Origin of the sequence: Polaromonas sp. UC242_47, assembly GCF_044452385.1 — a bacterium.
Taxonomy (GTDB): Bacteria; Pseudomonadota; Gammaproteobacteria; order Burkholderiales; family Burkholderiaceae_C; genus Polaromonas.
Genome location: NZ_JBIOAO010000001.1, coordinates 1,105,137 through 1,123,621 on the forward strand (window position 1 = coordinate 1,105,137; position 18,485 = coordinate 1,123,621).

Annotated in this window: 19 protein-coding genes; 12 read left to right on the plus strand and 7 right to left on the minus strand. The window is 60.4% G+C overall.

All coding sequences use genetic code 11. The features are described from left to right. Positions 1 to 36: 36 nt before the first annotated feature. The 3 genes from ACHMXK_RS05415 to ACHMXK_RS05425 all read left to right on the plus strand — a co-directional run bounded on the left by ACHMXK_RS05415 (position 37) and on the right by ACHMXK_RS05425 (position 1,368). Positions 37 to 258 (plus strand): CsbD family protein, encoded by a 222-nt coding sequence (locus tag ACHMXK_RS05415; RefSeq protein ID WP_397438356.1) that lies wholly within the window; start codon positions 37 to 39, stop codon positions 256 to 258. Between the two features lie 74 nt (positions 259 to 332). Next, positions 333 to 905: a hypothetical protein gene (locus ACHMXK_RS05420; protein WP_397438358.1), complete on the plus strand. Its 573-nt coding sequence runs from the start codon at positions 333 to 335 to the stop codon at positions 903 to 905. A 235-nt stretch (positions 906 to 1,140) separates the two neighbouring features. Then, positions 1,141 to 1,368: a sulfurtransferase TusA family protein gene (locus ACHMXK_RS05425; protein ID WP_318407600.1), complete on the plus strand. Its 228-nt coding sequence runs from the start codon at positions 1,141 to 1,143 to the stop codon at positions 1,366 to 1,368. 144 nt (positions 1,369 to 1,512) lie between these two features. On the opposite strand, the gene galU is transcribed toward ACHMXK_RS05425, so the two are convergent. Continuing rightward, entirely contained in the window at positions 1,513 to 2,394 is an 882-nt protein-coding gene (galU, locus tag ACHMXK_RS05430; RefSeq protein WP_397438360.1) for a UTP--glucose-1-phosphate uridylyltransferase GalU, read from the minus strand. Between the two features lie 107 nt (positions 2,395 to 2,501). Between galU and ACHMXK_RS05435 the strand changes: the two genes are divergently transcribed. After that, positions 2,502 to 3,518, plus strand: coding sequence for an NAD(P)-dependent oxidoreductase (locus ACHMXK_RS05435; protein ID WP_397438362.1), 1,017 nt, complete (start codon positions 2,502 to 2,504; stop codon positions 3,516 to 3,518). Positions 3,519 to 3,662: 144 nt separating this feature from the next. Here ACHMXK_RS05435 and ACHMXK_RS05440 read toward each other — a convergent pair whose 3' ends face one another. The 5 genes from ACHMXK_RS05440 to ACHMXK_RS05460 all read right to left on the minus strand — a co-directional run bounded on the left by ACHMXK_RS05440 (position 3,663) and on the right by ACHMXK_RS05460 (position 10,431). Further along, entirely contained in the window at positions 3,663 to 6,572 is a 2,910-nt protein-coding gene (locus tag ACHMXK_RS05440) for a valine--tRNA ligase (protein ID WP_397438364.1), read from the minus strand. A 119-nt stretch (positions 6,573 to 6,691) separates the two neighbouring features. Then, positions 6,692 to 6,883, minus strand: coding sequence for a DUF2783 domain-containing protein (locus ACHMXK_RS05445; protein WP_397438366.1), 192 nt, complete (start codon positions 6,881 to 6,883; stop codon positions 6,692 to 6,694). Next, complete coding sequence (locus tag ACHMXK_RS05450) at positions 6,880 to 8,643, minus strand: FAD-dependent monooxygenase (RefSeq protein WP_397438368.1); 1,764 nt, start codon at positions 8,641 to 8,643, stop codon at positions 6,880 to 6,882. Before ACHMXK_RS05450 ends, ACHMXK_RS05445 begins: the two co-directional genes overlap by 4 nt. A gap of 99 nt (positions 8,644 to 8,742) precedes the next feature. Then, positions 8,743 to 9,720: a Bug family tripartite tricarboxylate transporter substrate binding protein gene (locus tag ACHMXK_RS05455; RefSeq protein WP_397438370.1), complete on the minus strand. Its 978-nt coding sequence runs from the start codon at positions 9,718 to 9,720 to the stop codon at positions 8,743 to 8,745. Between the two features lie 72 nt (positions 9,721 to 9,792). Next, the gene (locus ACHMXK_RS05460; protein WP_397438372.1) at positions 9,793 to 10,431 is read right to left on the minus strand and encodes a VOC family protein; all 639 of its coding nucleotides are present in this window, start codon (positions 10,429 to 10,431) and stop codon (positions 9,793 to 9,795) included. Positions 10,432 to 10,748: 317 nt separating this feature from the next. On the opposite strand from ACHMXK_RS05460, the gene ACHMXK_RS05465 reads away from it, so the two are divergent. The 8 genes from ACHMXK_RS05465 (at position 10,749) to ACHMXK_RS05500 (ending at position 17,334) form a co-directional block, all read left to right on the plus strand. After that, positions 10,749 to 11,171 (plus strand): rubrerythrin family protein, encoded by a 423-nt coding sequence (locus ACHMXK_RS05465; protein WP_318407612.1) that lies wholly within the window; start codon positions 10,749 to 10,751, stop codon positions 11,169 to 11,171. Positions 11,172 to 11,365: 194 nt separating this feature from the next. Further along, positions 11,366 to 12,715 (plus strand): heterodisulfide reductase-related iron-sulfur binding cluster, encoded by a 1,350-nt coding sequence (locus ACHMXK_RS05470; RefSeq protein ID WP_397438374.1) that lies wholly within the window; start codon positions 11,366 to 11,368, stop codon positions 12,713 to 12,715. A gap of 14 nt (positions 12,716 to 12,729) precedes the next feature. Beyond that, on the plus strand, positions 12,730 to 13,320 hold the full coding sequence (locus ACHMXK_RS05475; RefSeq protein ID WP_397442446.1) for a DUF3501 family protein: 591 nt from the start codon (positions 12,730 to 12,732) through the stop codon (positions 13,318 to 13,320). A gap of 89 nt (positions 13,321 to 13,409) precedes the next feature. Further along, a complete protein-coding gene (yaaA, locus tag ACHMXK_RS05480; protein WP_397438376.1) occupies positions 13,410 to 14,186 on the plus strand; it encodes a peroxide stress protein YaaA in 777 nt (258 codons plus the stop codon). A gap of 39 nt (positions 14,187 to 14,225) precedes the next feature. Further along, complete coding sequence (locus tag ACHMXK_RS05485; RefSeq protein WP_397442447.1) at positions 14,226 to 15,059, plus strand: 2OG-Fe(II) oxygenase; 834 nt, start codon at positions 14,226 to 14,228, stop codon at positions 15,057 to 15,059. 132 nt (positions 15,060 to 15,191) lie between these two features. After that, positions 15,192 to 16,094 (plus strand): alpha/beta fold hydrolase, encoded by a 903-nt coding sequence (locus ACHMXK_RS05490; protein ID WP_397438377.1) that lies wholly within the window; start codon positions 15,192 to 15,194, stop codon positions 16,092 to 16,094. Then, a complete protein-coding gene (gene queF / locus ACHMXK_RS05495; protein ID WP_397438379.1) occupies positions 16,091 to 16,918 on the plus strand; it encodes an NADPH-dependent 7-cyano-7-deazaguanine reductase QueF in 828 nt (275 codons plus the stop codon). The genes ACHMXK_RS05490 and queF overlap by 4 nt, the downstream gene beginning before the upstream one ends. Before the next feature lie 101 nt (positions 16,919 to 17,019). Then, a complete protein-coding gene (locus ACHMXK_RS05500) occupies positions 17,020 to 17,334 on the plus strand; it encodes a hypothetical protein (RefSeq protein ID WP_397438381.1) in 315 nt (104 codons plus the stop codon). Between the two features lie 112 nt (positions 17,335 to 17,446). Here the strand turns inward: ACHMXK_RS05500 and ACHMXK_RS05505 are convergent, their stop codons facing one another. Continuing rightward, positions 17,447 to 18,292, minus strand: coding sequence for an enoyl-CoA hydratase-related protein (locus ACHMXK_RS05505; RefSeq protein ID WP_397438383.1), 846 nt, complete (start codon positions 18,290 to 18,292; stop codon positions 17,447 to 17,449). Positions 18,293 to 18,485 lie beyond the last annotated feature (193 nt).

Consider the following 18,485-nt stretch of genomic DNA (forward strand, 5'->3'; position numbering starts at 1 on the left):
CCGGTATGCGATGCAAACTTAGCTCAGGAGTTCAGCATGAACAAGGATCGATTTCAAGGGAACTGGCTGCAGTTCAAAGGCAAGGTCAAGGAACAGTGGGGCAAGCTCACGGACGACGACCTGGACGTCATCGACGGCAAGCGCGAGCAGTTGCTGGGCCGCATTCAAGAGCGGTACGGCATTGCCAAAGACGAGGCTGAGAAACAGGTGGTCTCGTTTCATGAAGGCAACCCCACCAACTTTTTTGAACGTTACTGAGAGCCACACACGCCTGAAAAGGTGTGTCGAAGTGCTTCTCGCGTTCAAGCCATCACGACTGAAGAGGAAACATTATGAAATTGAAGTTAATCATGCTCACGCTGGCGGTGTCCTGCACGTTTGCCGGCAACGCCATGGCCATGTCCAAAGAAGAGTACAAGTCCCAGAAAGACCGCATTGAAATGGAATACAAGGTCAGCCGCGACAAGTGCGCCTCCTTGAGTGCCAACGCCAAAGACATCTGCCAGGCGGAGGCCAAGGGCACTGAAAAAGTCGCCAAGGCCGAACTGGAGGCCCAGTACAAACCCAACCCCAGCCATGATAAAAAAGTACGCGATGCCAAAGCCGATGCAGCGTATGACGTGGCCAAGGAAAAATGTGACGACCTGGCCGGCAACGCCAAGAACGTCTGCGTGAAAGAAGCCCAGGCGGCACGCACCACCGCGAAGGCCGACGCCAAGGTCAGCAAAGTCAGTGCGGACGCGAACAAGGACAAGGCCGCAGACATGGCTGGCGTCCAAAAAGATGCGGCTGTCGACAAGCGCGACGCCAACTACGAAGTTGCCAAGGCGCGTTGTGATTCACTGGCGGGCGGTGCCAAAGACGGCTGCCTGAACGATGCCAAGGCAAAATTCGGCATGAAATAAGCGCTGCGGCGCAAGCCGCTTATTCCTCATACCAGCCCTGAACATCCCGGCCTGCTGCTGCAGGACCGGGATTTCTTGTTTTTACAAGCCAAATTGGCACCCAGCCCAGAAGGGGTAAGCGCAAGCAGCTATTATTTTTATAGCGACTATGTTTCGCCTGAACTGCCGGGCGTTGAGCGCGCATCCGGTGCGGTCTTTCGGAATGCTTAAAATGGCGGCAATCCAAGGACACATGATGCATATCGACAAAGAACTCGACACCCGCGGCCTGAACTGCCCGCTGCCTATCCTGAAAGCCAAAAAAGCGCTGGCCGAAATGAGCAGCGGCCAACTGTTGCGGGTGGTGTCGACCGACTCCGGCTCCACGCGCGACTTCATGGCCTTTGCCAAACAGACCGGCAACGAGCTGGTGGAGCAGCAAACCGAAGGCGCCGACTTCATTCACGTGCTCAAACGCCGCTGAGTAGCCCCCACGCTTTTCACTGCGTGTAATGCGCTGCCCCCCGAGGGTGCCGCTGCGCCTGCGGCCCGGCAAAGCCGGTTCCGCGGCCCCTGCTGGAGCATTGTGACCCCGCGCTCCCGCCCAGTCGCTCCAGGAGATGCGCTTTCAGGGAATCTTGAGATTTTTCAGGTAATTGCGGAAATGTTCGCCGACGTCGGGATGCTGCAGCGCCAGTTCCACCGTGGCTTCCAGAAAACCTTCCTTGCTGCCGCAGTCGTAACGTTTGCCTGCGTACTGGAAGGCATAAACACTTTCCTCGCTCATCAAACCGGCAATGCCGTCGGTCAGCTGGATTTCCCCGCCTACGCCGCGCGGCTGGTTGCGGATGTGCCGGAACACGGCGGGCGTGAGAATGTAGCGGCCGGCCACACCCATGCGTGATGGCGCAACATCTGGCGCAGGTTTTTCGATCATTTTGCTGACTTTCATCAGCCGCTCGTTGACGGCGTCACCCGCGACGATGCCGTAGCGGCGGGTATGTTCCAGCGGCACTTCCTGTACCGCCAGCAGCGATTGCTGCAATTCCTCAAACTGCGCCGCCATCTGGGCGAGCACCGGTGGCATGCCGACCATCAGGTCGTCGGCCAGCAACACGGCAAAGGGTTCGTGGCCCACCAGGTGTTCGGCACACAGGACCGCATGGCCCAGACCCAGCGAGCGCGGCTGGCGAACATAGGAAAAATCCATGTCATCGGGCTGCATGGAGCGCACCAGGGCCAGCAGTTGCTGTTTGCCGGCGGCTTCCAGCTCGGTCTCCAGTTCGTACGCGGTATCGAAATGGTCTTCAATGGCCCGCTTGTTGCGGCCGGTGACAAAAATCATGTGGCGTATGCCGGCTGCGTAGGCTTCTTCGACGGCGTACTGGATCAGCGGCTTGTCCACCACGGGCAGCATTTCCTTGGGCTGGGCCTTGGTGGCGGGTAAAAAACGTGTGCCCAGGCCGGCGACCGGGAAAACGGCCTTCTTTAAAGCTGTGACTTTTTTCATCGACATGGAATTTGAATAAGACTAGAGTGTTGCGTTGCTGACACAAGTCAGGCAGGCAGCAAGAATAACAAACAAGGCCACTCGCGGCCAGGCAATAGGGGCTTTGAGTGGACATCTTACTTCTTGACGCATTGGTTCCGGAGGCCATGGCCTGGCTCGAATCGCGGCACAGCGTGGCCTACAGGCCCGAACTGGCGGACGATCTGGTGGACTTGCGCAAGGCCGCGTACAAGACCCGCGGCATTGTGTTTCCCCGCCAAAGCGTGGTGACCCGCGAGTTCCTTGATTTCCTGCCCAAGCTCAAAGCAGTCGGCCGCCTGCATGTGGGCACCGACAACACCGACCTGGAAGCCTGCAGGGAGCGCGGCATCAAGGTGATCCATGCCAGCAGCGCCAATGTGCGCTCCAACGCCGAATACCTGCTGAGCAGTTTGTTGTTGTTGTACCGGCGCGGTGTGGTGTCGGCCTTGATGGGCAAGCGCCACCCGACGGCGCAGATGGGCCGCGAGTTGCACGGCAGCACCATCGGCATTCTGGGCCTGGCGCCGACGGCTCACACGCTGGCCGGCATGCTCACAGGCCTGGGTGTACGCCTGATCGGTTATGACCCGGCGGTCCACCATACCGCGCCTATCTGGGAGCGTTTGCGCATCCAGCCGGTGACTCTGACCGAACTGGTCAGCCAGTCAGATGCGGTGTCGGTGCAGATGTTGTATGCCACGCGTTTTCGCGGTTTTGTGAATGACAAGCTGCTGGCTGCCTGCAAACGTGGGCAGTTGTGGGTGGGCATCAGCCGCAGCGCCTTGTTTGATGAGGCCGCGTTGGCGGCCGCCCTGAGTGACGGCCGTATCGAGGCGTGCATCCTGGACGGTGCCGAGGACAACTTCACGAATGCAGATGCGCCTGTCCACGGTTTGAAAAACCTGTTCATCACGCCCCGCCTGGGTTCACACACGCGTGAAGCGCGTCTGCGTTCAAGCTGGTATGTGGCGCATCGCATGCATGAAGCCATCATGGCCGGGCAGCGTGGTGCGGAGTTCATGTCCAGCGCCCCCATGGATATGGAACTGCCAGGCGCGGTGTCGCCTTCGCAATGGGGTGAGCCGGAGTTCATGATCAGATGAATGTGGCTCTCTGCCCCCCTAGGGGGCCGCTGCGCCTGTGCGGCCCGGCGAAGCCGCTTCCGCGGCCCCTGCTTGAAGGGGCTCCTACGCGCAGCGCCAAAAAAAGCCCCGTTGACCGGGGCTTTTTTGTGGGTTGCTGTCTGGTTATTTCAAGCGCGCCAGCTGCGCGCTGATTTTTTCAAGCGTTGCCGTGAACTCCACCAGGCGTTTGCGTTCCTGCTCCAGCACGGCCGGCGGCACCTTGTTCACAAAGGCTTCGTTGGCGAGTTTGGCCTTGACCTTGACCAGTTCGCCTTCCAGGCGCGTGACTTCCTTGCCCAGGCGGACTTTTTCAGCGGCGACATCGACTTCCATGTGCAGGCAGACTTTGGCTTCTCCCACAACGGCGACAGGCGCAGCCTCGGCCGCCTTGGCCCATTCGGTTTCGCTTTCAAACACCCTGACTTCGCTGAGCTTGGCCAGCGCCTTGATGACGGGCGCGGACTGCGTCATGAAGGCGTGGTCGCCGACGACAAACAGCGGCAGCCGTGTGGCCGGCGACACCTTCATTTCACCGCGCAGGTTGCGACAGGCATCGACCAGGGTCTTGAGCTTGGCGACATGCGCTTCGGCTTGTTCGTCGATTTTTGCAGGCTGGCTGGTCGGGTAGGCGGCCTGGCCGATGAAGGCACCTTTTTTCAGGCCAGCCACCGGCGCAACCTTTTGCCAGAGTTCTTCGGTGATGAAAGGAATCACCGGGTGTGCCAGGCGCAGGATGGCCTCCAGCGTGCGGATCAAGGTGCGGCGGGTGGCGCGTTGTTGCGCCTCTGTGCCGGTCTGGATCTGCACCTTGGCGATCTCCAGGTACCAGTCGCAGAACTCGTCCCAGATGAACTGGTAAAGGCTGCCCGCGACGTTGTCCAGGCGGTAATCGGTAAACCCTTTGGCGACATCGGCTTCCACACGTTGCAAGGTGGAGGCAATCCAGCGATCGGCTTGTGAGAAATCAAGATAGTTGTGGAACTCGCCGCCGGGCGCGCATTGTTCCTTGCTGTGTTCGGCCAGACCGCAGTCCTGGCCTTCGCAGTTCATCAAGGTGAAACGGGTGGCGTTCCAGAGTTTGTTGCAGAAGTTGCGGTAACCCTCGCAGCGCTTGCTGTCGAAGTTGATGCTGCGGCCCAGGCTGGCCAGCGAGGCAAAGGTGAAACGCAGCGCATCGGCGCCATAGGCCGGGATGCCGACCGGGAATTCCTTCTCGGTGTTTTTGCGCACCTGCGGCGCGGTTTCCGGCTTGCGCAGGCCTTGCGAACGTTTGTCCAGCAACGGCGCGAGTTCAATGCCGTCGATCAGATCGACCGGGTCCAGCACATTGCCCTCGGACTTGCTCATTTTCTTGCCGTGCGAGTCCTTCACCAAACCGTGGATGTAGACATGGTGAAAAGGCACCTGGCCGGTGAAATGGGTGGTCATCATGATCATCCGGGCGACCCAGAAGAAAATGATGTCGTAACCCGTGACCAGCACGCTGGACGGCAAAAAGAGATCCAGTTCCTTGGTCTTTTCGGGCCAGCCCAGCGAAGAGAAGGGCACCAGCGCCGACGAGTACCAGGTGTCCAGCACGTCTTCGTCGCGGCGGAGTAGCTTGCCCCGCGCCTGGGCTTGCGCCGCGGCTTCGTTTTCGGCGACATAGACCTTGCCGTCTTCGTCGTACCAGGCCGGAATCTGGTGGCCCCACCAGAGCTGGCGCGAGATACACCAGTCCTGGATGTTGCCCATCCACTGGTTGTAGGTGTTGACCCACTGCTCGGGCACAAACTTGACGGCGCCGCTGTCTACCGCGTCAATGGCTTTTTGCGCAATCGATTTGCCAGTTGGGTCTTTGTCGCTGACCTTGGTCATGGCGACAAACCACTGATCGGTCAGCATGGGTTCAATCACCTGGCCGGTGCGCGCGCAACGCGGCACCATGAGTTTGTGTTTCTTCACTTCCACCAGAAAGCCCTGCTCCTGCAGGTCGGCCACCACCGACTTGCGGGCATCGAAGCGGTCCAGGCCACGGTATTTTTCGGGCGCGTTGTCGTTGATGGCCGCGTCCAGTGTCAACACGCCGATGATGGGCAGATTGTGGCGCTGGCCCACGGCGTAATCGTTGGTGTCGTGTGCGGGCGTGACCTTGACCACGCCGGTGCCAAAGGCTTTGTCCACATAGTCGTCGGCAATCACCGGGATCTCGCGGTCACACAACGGCAATTTCACCAGTTTGCCGATCAGGTGTTGGTAACGCTCGTCTTCCGGGTGCACCATCACAGCCACGTCGCCCAGCATGGTTTCCGGCCGGGTCGTGGCCACGGTCAGAGAACCGCTGCCATCGGCCAGCGGGTAAGAGATGTGCCAGAGGAAACCGTCTTCCTCTTCGCTTTCGACTTCCAGGTCGGAGACGGCGGACTTGAGGATAGGGTCCCAGTTGACCAGGCGTTTGCCGCGGTAGATCAGGCCTTGTTCATACAGCTGCACAAAGGTCGATGTGACCACCTTGGACATTTTCGGGTCCATGGTGAAGTATTCGTGTTTCCAGGCCACCGAGTCGCCCATGCGGCGCATCTGGCGCGTGATGGTGGTGCCGGACTCTTCTTTCCACTCCCAGATCTTGGCGACGAAGTTTTTGCGACCCAGGTCGTGGCGGCTTTTGCCTTCTCCCTGCAGCTTGCGCTCCACCACGATTTGTGTGGCGATACCGGCATGGTCGGTGCCAGGCACCCACAAGGTGTTGTCGCCCTTCATGCGGTGGTAACGCGTGAGCGAGTCCATGATGGTCTGGTTGAAGGCGTGACCCATGTGCAAGGTGCCGGTCACATTGGGTGGCGGCAACTGGATGGAAAACGAGGGTTTGGCGGCGTCCAGCGTCGGCTCGTAAAGGCCGCTTTGCTCCCACTGCGGGCCCCATTGGCTCTCGATGGCCGCTGGCTCGAAAGACTTGGCCAGGCTGTCCAGCCCCGGCGTGGGCACGGTGACCCGGGCGGGCGAAGGTTCGGCAGCGGCGGGTGTGGCGGGCGTGGGCTTGGCAGAGTCGGTCATCGGGTGCAATGAAAAACGGCATCTGGTGAGATGCCGCTGGGGTGGATACAGTGCCCCGATTTTATTCGACTGGCTGCCTTTGCGGGGCCAGAGGCCTTCAAACCACCGCGAAAGGCCTTTTAAGCGGCTTGAGACGGCTTGGCCGCCGCAATACAGGCTTGCAACACCCGGCTATCGCCGAGCTGGTTGGCCAGGATCAGGATCAGTCTGGCGTTGAACAATTCAGACTGCTCCCGGCTCAAACCCTGGTGGGCGTCCAGCAGGCATTCGTAGAAAGCATCGGCGTCCTGGAAGTTCAGGGTGGCTTTCATGCGGCTTCCCCTTTCAGGCTCAGGTTGGCGCCTAGCGCCGTGGCAATCGCGTGGACCAGCGAGGCTCCCACACTGTTGCCGGTGGCGGCGACATAACTGTCGGGGCGTAGCAAGGCCCAGCCCTGGCCGGACACCTGGCAAGTGGTTTGCAAATGGCCGTGCCGGTCCATCACATGTTCCCGTGCCTGGGCACGTTCGCCTGGCGCCAGCACCTGCACAGCATAAACATCGGTTTGTGCGGACAGCACCCGCAGCCGGGCGGCTGCCGCCGGCGCCAGCTGACCGAACACCAGCAGCAGCAAACGGCCGTCGGCCCAGCGCAGCAAATCGATCAGTTCCCCGGGCTGGCCGTTGGCCCAGACAAAACCGACGTTTTGGGTCGCTTTGCCGCCGGTTTTTTCACAGGCGGTGCTGCGCGAATAGATATTGGGCGCCGACATGCGGCCGGTGTTCACCAGTTGCCGCGCAAACAGGTGCTCCCGGGCCAGGCCCAGGGCCGCGTTGCGGAACAGGCGCTCGGCACCGTCGGCAGGCCGGAGAAAACGGGCGGTGCGGTCGGTGACCTGCACATTCTGTTTGGCCGCCTCGTGGCGTTCCTGGCTGTAGCTGTCCAGCAGCTGCGGGCTGGCGCGGCCTTTCAGCACGGCGGCCAGCTTCCAGGCCAGGTTGTCGGCGTCCTGCACGCCGGAGTTGCCGCCGCGCGCACCAAATGGGCTGACCACATGGGCCGAGTCGCCGACAAAAAACACCCGGCCGTGGCGCAACTCGTCCAGGCATTCGCTGCGGTAGGCATACGGGCCGACCCAGACCACTTCACATTCGTCGGCGCCCAGTTCACGCTTGAACTGGGCATTCAGGCGGGCCCGCACCACCTCTTCGCGGCTGACCTGCTCCGGGTCGCAGTTGGGCGCCATCTGGTAGTCGATGCGCCAGACGTCGTCGGCCATCAGGTGTTGCCAGACCGCGCGGTTTTCGTTGAAGGGCGCTTCGACCCAGGTGTGACGCTCGACCGGCGGGTGGTCCTTGAAACGCACATCGGCAATACACCAGCGGTCATCGCCTTTTTTGGCGGTGACCGAGGCTTTGCACCAGGCCCGGAAGGGGCTGCGCGAGCCGGAGCAGTCAATCACATGGTCGGCCTGCAGGCTGTAGTCGCCAGCGGGTGTGGTGATGGACAGTGTGGCGTGATCGGCATTCTGTTCAAAGGCCGTGATGCGGTTGTTCCAGCGGATGTCTATGCCGGGTTTGGTTTTGCCGAGCTGGTAAATCTGCTCGACCAGAAAACCCTCGATGTAGAACTGCTGGATGTTGATGAAAGGCGGCTCCAGACTCAGCGAATGGGTTTGCTGCTGGCGCAGGTCAAAAGAATAAACCTCGTCTTCACCGGCGAAGGTACGGCCCACGCTCCACTGCACACCCTTGCGGGCGATACGTTCGTACAGCCCCAGGCGTTTGAAAATCTCCAGGGTTTTTTGCGCATAACAAATGCCGCGCGACGACGCGCCCTTGACGCCCACCGTGTTGTCTTCGTCCAGCAGCAGCGCCGGCACGCCGTAGTGGGCCAGCGCGCAGGCCAGGCTCAGACCGGTGATGCCGCCGCCAACGATGACGATGGGGTAACGCTTGACCTCTCCCGAGCGGAGTTCGGGCGGTTCCACAAACGGGTATTCGGGCAGGGTGTAACCCGAACCCTGGGTGAATTCATAACCGTTGGTGAACGCGGTGTCGGTGTAGTTTTCGGGCATGTCGCCTTTCAGCATGCTTGGGGCCTGTGGTTTATGAATGAAATCGGGCTCTAGCCCTTATGAGGTATACGCAAGCAGCGATTGAAAATATAGCTACTGGCGCAGGCTGCGGGCTTACTCCAGCGAAATGCCCTGGTCCTTGATCAGCTTGTGCCAGACCCGGGTTTCGGCGGCGGTGTAAGCGGCCATCGCTGCGGCGTCGCTGGGTACCGGTTCCCAGGCGGCGTCAAACAGTTTTTTGCGCACGGCCGGGTTGTTCAGCGCGGCCTGCATCTCGACATTGAGCTTGAGCTGCACGTCTTTGGGCGTGTGGGCCGGCACCACCAGGCCTTGCCAGGCGTAGGCTTCGACGTCCTTGTAGCCGAGTTCGGCCAGGGTGGGCACATCCGGCAGTTGCGGAATACGCGCGGCCGAAAGAATCGCCAGCGGCACGAGCTTGCCGGCCTTGATGTGGGGCATGCCGCTGGAGGTGTCTATCATCATCAGCGGCACCTGGCCGCCCATCACATCCTGCACGGCGGGCGCCGCGCCGCGGTAGGGCACGTGCACCACCGACAAGCCCGAGCGGCCTTTGAATAGCTCCATGGCCAAGTGGTGCGGGCTGCCGTTGCCGGGCGTGGCGTAACTCAGCTTGCCGGGGTTTTTCTTCACATACTCCAGCAGCTCCTTGGCATCCTTGATGCCCGCGTTGGGCGCCGCCACGATCAGCAGCGGCGCACGGGCCATCAGGCCGATGGGCGCAAAGTCCTTGATCGGGTCATAAGGCAGCTTTTTGTACAGCGCCGGGTTGTAGACCAACACGCCGTTGTCGGCGGTGAACACGGTGTAACCGTCGGCGGGCGATTTGGCCGTGATGTCGGCGCCGATGATGGCGCCGGCGCCGGGCCGGTTGTCGATGAGGATGGCTTGGCCCATCTGGGTGGACATCTGCGCCGCAATGCTGCGCGCCAGGAAGTCCGTGCCTCCGCCCGCGGGATAACCGACCACCCATTTGACGGGTTTGTTCGGAAAGTTCGGGGTTTGGGCATGGGCGGCGGTGGCCACCAGGGCCAGCAGCAAGGCATGGCGGATGAAACACATCAAACGAAGCATGGAGTCTCCTCAAAGAGGGTGGGGCCTAACGATCCCGCATGCCCGCTCTGCGGCAGGCTGGCAGGAGGAAATTCAGGATTTGTTGGTCGCGCTGCCGGTGACTTCCGGCCTGTCGTTTTGTTGCGGTTTGAGCGCCTCGGCCACCTGACCGTTGGCTTTGTCCTGGCGCCACTGCTGCTTGCGCGCCGTCCATTCAGCCAGGCGCGCGTGAGCGGTTTTGCTTTCCTGCAGCATCTGGAATTCATCGGCCAGCTGGGCGGTCAATTCCAGGCGCACGCCGTTGGGGTCAAAGAAATAAATGCTTTTGAAGATGTGGTGGTCGGTCACACCCAACACCTCGATGCCATCGGCCTCCAGGCGGGTTTTCATGGCTTCCAGGTCGGCCACGGTGTTGACGCGAAACGAGATGTGGTTGACCCACAGCGGCGTGTTCGGCGAGGGCAGGGCGGCTTCGTCGTTGCCCAGGTCAAAAAATGCGATGAAAGAGCCGTCCTGCAGGCGGAAGAAAAAGTGCGTGTAGGGACAGTACTCGCCGGTGCTGGGCACGTAGTCGCTCTGGATGATGTGGTACAGCGGCAGCCCGAGGATGTCTTCGTAGAAATGCCGGGTTTCCTCGGCATCTTTGGCGCGGTAGGCGTAATGGTGCAGTTGCTGGACAGGCGCCGGCGCGGGCAGCGAAGACGGTGTCGAATTTTTCATCAGGGCAACCATGGGCAATCTCCAAATTAATCAGCGGGACGGGTTCTGGGTGAGCTCGCTCTGGCACAGCTTTGAGATTTAACTATGCATAACGCATTTACTATAACGTAATTAAAAATGACTGCCAAGCGGGGCGACGAGAGGGGTGAGATTGATTTATTGAGAATAATTATCAATTGCATCAAGTCCATAGCTTTTTCCATTTCCATGGATTGAGGCAAGTTATTAGACGAAGCGCCCGAATCGGACTAAGGTTTATCCGCCCTCGAGGATTTCACTCAAGGCAAGGCGCGATTTTTCACCTCATCACCCATGAAGGAGATATATCCATGGCTGCTCTCAAAGGCTCCAAAACGGAAGAAAACCTGAAGGCCGCATTTGCCGGCGAATCACAGGCCAACCGTCGTTATCTGTATTTCGCGAACAAGGCTGACGTTGAAGGCCAGAACGATGTGTCCGCACTGTTCCGCTCGACCGCAGAAGGTGAAACCGGCCATGCCCACGGCCACCTGGAATGGCTGGAGCAATGTGGTGACCCCGCCACCGGCATGCCCTTCGGTGCGACGCGCGACAACCTCAAATCGGCCATCGCCGGTGAAACCCACGAGTACACCGACATGTACCCCGGCATGGCCAAGACCGCACGTGACGAAGGCCACGACGAAGTCGCCGACTGGTTTGAAACGCTGGCCAAGGCCGAGCGTTCGCATGCCAATCGTTATACAAAAGCCTTGGCCGAACTGGTTGATTGATTGACGGCTACTGCGCGGGCGCATGGCGGCGTTGCGGGTCCTGATCGGGTAATCCTCATGTGCGTCAAGCACATTCCGGTTACCCGACACCCGCGCCTTGCCCTGCACCCGCTCGCTACGCCGTCCGGGCGTGGCGGTTTGGGAAATGATTCGATGAGGAGTTTTTTCCCAAACCCACAACAAGGGATCACATCATGGCTACAGAAGGCAACCTCGCTGCGCCTACCCGTCATGCGATTGACTGGAAAAATCCGGACTATTACAACGAGGCGGCGACCCTCCATGAGATGGCGCGCATCTTCGACATCTGCCATGGTTGCCGGCGCTGTGTGAGTCTGTGCGGTGCCTTTCCCACCTTGTTTGACCTGGTGGACGAAAGCAAAACCGGCGAGGTGGATGGGGTGGACAAGAAGGACTACGTGAAGGTGGTCAACCAGTGTTATATGTGCGATCTGTGCTACATGACCAAGTGCCCTTATGTGCCGCCGCATGAGTTCAACGTGGACTTTCCACACACCATGCTGCGCGCCAAGGCCATCAAGTTCAAAAAAGGCGAGGTCGGTGCGGCAGAAAAGTTTTTGGCTTCCACCGATGTACACGGCCAGTTTGCCGGCATTCCCATCGTGGTGCAGCTGGCCAACGCCGTCACAAAAAACAAACCGGCTCGCGCCGTGATGGAAAAAGTGATGGGCGTGGATAAAAACGCCTGGCTGCCCGAGCTGGCAACACACAAGTTTCGCAGCAGCGCGATGGCGTCGCCACCGCATGCGGTGAAGGACGGCGTCAAGACGCCAGGCAAGGTCGCGATTTATTCGACCTGTTATGTCAATTACAACGAACCCGGCATAGGCCACGACCTGCTCAAGATACTCGACCACAACGAAGTGCCCTACGTGCTGGTTGAAAAGGAAAAATGCTGCGGCATGCCCAAGCTGGAGTTGGGCGACCTGGACTCGGTCAACAGCAGCAAGGAAGCCAACATCCCGGTGCTGGTCAAATACGCCAAGGACGGCTTTGCTATCCTGAGTGCGGTGCCCAGTTGCACCTTGATGTTCAAGCAGGAACTCCCGCTGATGTACCCGGGCGACGCCGACGTGCAACTGGTCAAGGAACACATGTGGGACCCGTTTGAATACCTGATGGCGCGCAAACGCGACGGCCTGCTCAAGACCGAATTCAGCACACCGCTGGGCAAGATCAGCTACCAGATCCCCTGCCACGGCCGGGTGCAGAACATCGGCAAGAAGACCGAGGAAATGCTCAAGATGGTGCCAGGCACCAGTGTGCAAACCCACGAGCGCTGCTCTGGCCATGCCGGTACCTTTGGCGTGAAAGTGCCGTACCACCAGCAGGCCATGAAAATCGGCAAGCCGCTGTTCAAGGCCATGGCCAACCACAAGGACGGCGGCCTGCCTGATGTGATCAGCAGCGACTGCCCGCTGGGCGGCCACCACATTGCCCAGGGTTTTGAGGTCAACCAGCTGGGCACACCGCCGCAACAACATCCGCTGACCTTGATACGCACAGCCTACGGCCTGAAATGAACGGACGACCTGCCATGCAAAACACCGGAAAAATCACCCGCGACAGCCTGATGAGCCTGGAGGCCTACAGCAAGTACCGCAAGGACCACAAGCCCGCCATCATGGCGCACCGCCAACTGCGCAGCGTGCGCCTGGGTGAACACATCAACCTGCAGTTCGAGAGCGAAACCAGCATCCGTTACCAGATCCAGGAAATGTTGCGCATCGAAAAAATCTTCGAGGAAGAGGGCATAGAGCAGGAGATCGAAGCCTATGCGCCGCTGCTGCCCGACGGCAGCAACTGGAAGGGCACCTTGATGCTGGCGTACCCCGATGTCAACGAGCGCAAGCGCGAACTGGCTCGGCTGATTGGTGTCGAGGATCACATGTTTGTCGAGGTCGAGGGCCACGCCCGGGTCTACGCGATTGCCGACGAAGACATGGATCGAGAAAACGACGAAAAAACCTCAGCCGTGCATTTTGTGCGTTTCGAGCTGGACCCGGCCATGGTCGCCGCTATCAAGGCAGGTGCCAGTGTCAAGCTGGGCTGCGACCATACCCACTACCCGGCGCATGTGACGATTGCGGCCGAAACGCTGGCGTCGCTGGCCAGCGATTTGCGCTGACAGGGGAGATCGCAAAGGCCCGCGGACGGCCTGGCCAGGGCCGGTGTCGTAAAGTCGGGGATTGCTTGCCAACCCATTCCCCAGGACCCATGCTGTTTCTTCTCTCGCCCGCCAAATCACTGGACTACGACACGCCTTCCCACACTGCGGCCCACACCCAACCCCTTTTCACGCACCAGTCAGCGCAGTTGATCGAGGTTCTCAAGACCCAGTCACCGCAGCAAATCAGCACGCTGATGAAGCTCTCGGACACCCTGGCCGGCCTGAACGTGGCGCGTTACCAGGCCTGGTCGCCGCGTTTCACCGCCAAAAACTCCAAACAGGCGGTGCTGGCCTTCAACGGCGATGTCTATGGCGGGCTGGACGCCAAAACCCTGAGCGAACAGCAGCTGGTCTGGGCGCAGGCGCATGTCGGCATCCTCAGCGGCTTGTACGGCGTGTTGCGCCCGCTGGACTGGATGCAGCCTTACCGGCTGGAGATGGGCACCAGCCTGGCCACACCCCAGGGCAACAACCTCTACCGTTTCTGGGGCACACAGATCTCGGACTACCTCAACGAACGCGCGCTGGCGGATACCTCCCCGGTGATCGTCAACCTGGCCAGCGAAGAATATTTCAAGGCGGTGGACCGCAAGGCCTTGAAGCCGCGTGTGGTGAGTTGTGTCTTTGAAGAGTTCAAAGGCGGAAAATACAAAATCATCAGCTTCAACGCCAAACGCGCACGGGGCCTGATGTTGCGTTTTGCGATTGAAAACAAAATCCGCAGCGTTAAAAAGCTGGAGAGTTTTGACGCCGAAGGTTATGGTTTTACGCCGGCCGTCTCCACGCCGGACCGGCTGGTGTTCAGGCGCCAGCAGGCGGACTGAGCGCCTTCTTTTTTTCATGTGATCGGAGCTACCGTGACCTTGCCCAGCACCCCCGTTCAGGTCAGCCAGATCATCACGCGCGACCTGCGCGAATGGATGGCCGCGCAGACAGCCCAGGGCCACGGGCCAGAGGAGGTGCTGCAGGCCATGCTGGCGGCCGGCTGGAGCCACCAGGTGGCGACCGAAGCCTTGACCGCCTCCCTGCCGCCGACTGCCATACCCGTGCCCTGGCCGGTGCAGGCCGCATCCAGCTTGCGGCTGGACGCGGGGGACCGCTGGGTGGACCTGAGCACCGTCATGCGTGCGCCCGACCTGCTCGTGCTGGAAAATTTGCTGAGCGAGGACGAATGCCAGGCGCTGATCACCGCGGCCAGGCCGCGCCTGGAGCGCTCACAGACGGTGGCGCTGGAAACCGGTGGCGAAGAAATTCACGAAGACCGCACCAGCGACGGCATGTTTTTCACACGGGGTGAAACCCCGCTGGTCGCGTGTATCGAAGCGCGGATTGCCAAATTGCTGGACTGGCCGGTGGAAAATGGGGAAGGTTTGCAAGTCTTGCGTTACGGGCCGGGCACCGAATACAAGCCGCATTATGATTATTTCGACCCGGCGGAAGCCGGCACGGCCACCATCCTGGCGCGCGGCGGCCAGCGTGTCGCCACCCTGGTCATGTACCTGCAGGAGCCGGCGCAAGGCGGCGCCACCGTGTTTCCCGAGGTACGCCTGCAGGTGGTGCCGCGGCGCGGACATGCGGTGTTTTTCAACTACAGCCAGGCGCACCCCTGCAGCCACACCTTGCACGGCGGCATGCCGGTGCTGGCCGGTGAAAAGTGGATTGCCACCAAATGGCTGCGGGAACGAGAGTTTGTGTAACACCCCCGTCCAGGCTCACTGCGTGTAGCCTGTTCCCCCCTCTAGGGGGCGGCGCCTGCGGCCTGGCGGAGCCAGTTCCGCGGCCCCAACTGGTGGGGGACACACGTCAGGGTGCGCGGACCATAATCCATTATGAAAATCAAAGCCAACCAGATCGACATCGAGATTGAAGACAGCCATCCGGGCGACACCTCAGCCCGGCCGGTGGTGCTGCTGATCATGGGCCTGGGCATGCAACTGGTGGCTTGGCCGCCAGCCATGGTGCAGGCCCTGGTGGACGCCGGCTACCGCGTGATCCGTCTCGACAACCGCGACATCGGTCTGTCGCAAAAATTTGACCACCTGGGCCAGCCCAACCTGGTCTGGGAAAGCCTCAAGTACAAGCTGGGCCTGCCCGTGAAGTCGCCGTATTCGCTGCACGACATGGCCACCGATGCGTTGGCCGTGCTGGATGCCCTGGGCGTGGCCCAGGCGCATGTGGTGGGTGTCAGCATGGGCGGCATGATTGCGCAGCGCGTGGCACTGGCCGCACCCGAACGCATGTTGAGCCTGACCAGCATCATGAGCTCCAGCGGCGCACGCGGCCTGCCGCAGGCCAAGCCGCAAGTCATGCGTGTGTTGCTGGGCCGGCCGGCCGGCAGTGACCCGCAGTCGGTGCTGGACCACTATGTCAAGCTGTTCAAGGCGATTGGCAGCCCGGGTTTTCCGACCGACGAGGCTGAACTGCGCGAACGCATCACCGAAGCGGCTCAGCGCAGTTTTTACCCGGCCGGCACCTTGCGCCAGATGGTCGCCATCGTCGCCGACAATCGGCGTGCCGCCGAACTGGCCAGCCTGCGCCTGCCCACGCTGGTGATCCACGGCAAGGCCGACCCGCTGGTGCCGTTTGCCTGTGGCGAAGACACGGCGCGGCGCATTCCCGGCGCCCGATTGATAGGCATTGACGGCATGGGCCACGATTTGCCGGCCGGTGTGGTCCAGCGTTTGCTGGAGCCGCTGATTCCCCACCTCAATTCTGCAAAGAGCATTTCATGAACACCCCCGAAAAATCCCAGCTGGGCAAAAGCTCGGCCTATATCGATCAGTACGACGCCTCGCTGCTGTTCCCCATCCCGCGTTTGTCCAAACGTGAAGAACTGGGCCTGGGCGATACCCTGCCGTTTGTCGGCGCCGACATGTGGACCGCGTTTGAGTTGAGCTGGCTCAACCAGCGCGGCAAACCGCAGGTGGCGCTGGCGCATATCACCGTGCCTTGCGAGTCGCCCAACATCGTCGAAAGCAAGTCCTTCAAGCTCTACCTCAACAGCTTTAACAACACGCGCTTTCTGGACGCGCGCGAGGTGCGTGAACGTATTCGCGCCGACCTCAATGCGGCTGTCGGTGCCGGTGTGGGTGTCAAGACCTTGGGGCCGGAGCAGTTCGACCAGGAACCCGTGCACGAGCTGGACGGCCTGAACCTGGACCGGCTGGATGTCGAGTGCCAGCACTACACACCGGCACCTGAGCTCTTGTTTGCCGACCATGAAGAACCGTCGGTCAGCGAAACCCTGGTGTCCAACCTGCTCAAAAGCAATTGCCTGGTGACCGGCCAGCCCGATTGGGGCAGCGTGCAGATCAGTTATTCAGGTGCGCCCATTGATCAGGAAGGCCTGCTGCAATACATCGTGAGTTTTCGCAACCACAACGAGTTTCACGAGCAATGTGTCGAGCGCATCTTCATGGACATCTGGACACGTTGCCGGCCGCTGAAGCTGTCGGTCTACGCGCGTTACACGCGGCGCGGCGGGCTGGACATCAACCCCTTCCGAACCAGCCATCCGCAGGCGCTACCGCCCAACATCCGTATGGCGCGACAGTAAGCAGACCAGCGTCGGCAGTGACGATCGGCGCCACGAAGTTCGACATGGCCGCGCAGCTGTGATTCTTTTGAAATGATGCCCATGACACCCAGGACGTCGATGTGAAATTCCCAATCATCATTGATGAGAACGGAGATCTGAGGTTCTTCACTTCCAAAGAGCTTGCCCAGAGATCGTTGGAGCCTGTGGATGTCGAGGCTGGGGAGTATGTGGGATACGACGCCGAAGGCAGATTGCTGTCGATGGTTGCAGTGGACGATTATTCGGTTCGGATAGATTTTCTGGAGGCAGAGCCGACACAGGCTCTTGTGTTGAAAGAAAAACTCCAGGCATATGCAAAACAATTTCCTGCAGCAGTACTAACCGACGACTTGCAGGGACTCATCCGGTTCTTCAAAGCGCGCTTTGATTTGTAATGCGGACTTCCGTCGGGCGATATTAGCGAGTCGATTTTTATCCCTTTCCGGCAGTGGCAGAAGCCGCTAGATGCTATTGAATAAATAGCATATTACGTCCGATATATAAGGGCTATAGCCCGATTTCATTAAAATGTTTAAGCGGCGCCAGCGCGCTGAAGTCACCCGCGCGTTTTTCCTTCATTGCGGTCACGGCTTCGCGCACATGCTGGTTGCTCCAGATCGCGCCTTGCAGCCAGCCCATTTGTTTGAGCGCGTCGTCCACCGAATGGTCACGCGTGTAATGGATGGCCTGCTTGGTGCCCCAGATCGCCACCGGCGGTTTGCTGGCAATTTCCGCCGCGCAATACAAGGCGCCGGCCAGCATGGCTTCTGGCGTGTCGAAGACCTCGTTGACCAGGCCGTAAGCCAGCGCCTTTTGTGCCGGGAGGCGGCGGCCGGTGTAGGCCAGCTCCTTGACCACGGCCAGCGGCACCAGCTTGGGCAGGCGTTGCAAGGTGCCCACGTCGGCCACCATGCCGATGTTGATTTCCTGGATGCAGAAAAAAGCGTCGGCCGTGGCGTAGCGGATGCAGCAGGCGGTGACCATGTCGACCGCGCCGCCTATGCAGCCGCCCTGTATCGCGGCAATCACCGGGATGCGCAGATTCTCGAGTTTGGTAAACGTCGCCTGCATGCCGCCCAGCAGGTCGAAGATGGCGGCCCGGCCTTCGGGGCTCTGGTCGTCCATGGCGATGGCACCGCCAAAAGTCTCCAGCGCCATGCCGGCGCTGAAATGTTTGCCGGTGCTGGAGATCACGAGCACCCGCGCCTCACCGGCCTGGTGAATCTGCGTGAGCACCGCATCCAGCTCGCGCCAGAAGGTTGGGTGCATGGTGTTCATCGCCTCGGGGCGATTGAGCACCAGGTGCGCGATGTGGTTGGTGGTGGTGAGAGAAAAGCAGGTGAGGGCGTTCATGCCTGTGACTGTAAATCAGTCCGGCAGATACAGCCAGTCACACCTGAGACGCCAGACCTCATGGTTTCACGCAAAGCGCAAGGGTTTCCATATTGAGAACACGGCGTTTGCGTTTTGCTGCCTAGCCATCGCCAGTCCCAGTCCTTAAGCTGCCTCCTTCGACCTTGTTCAATACCGCATTTCTCTAGGGTTC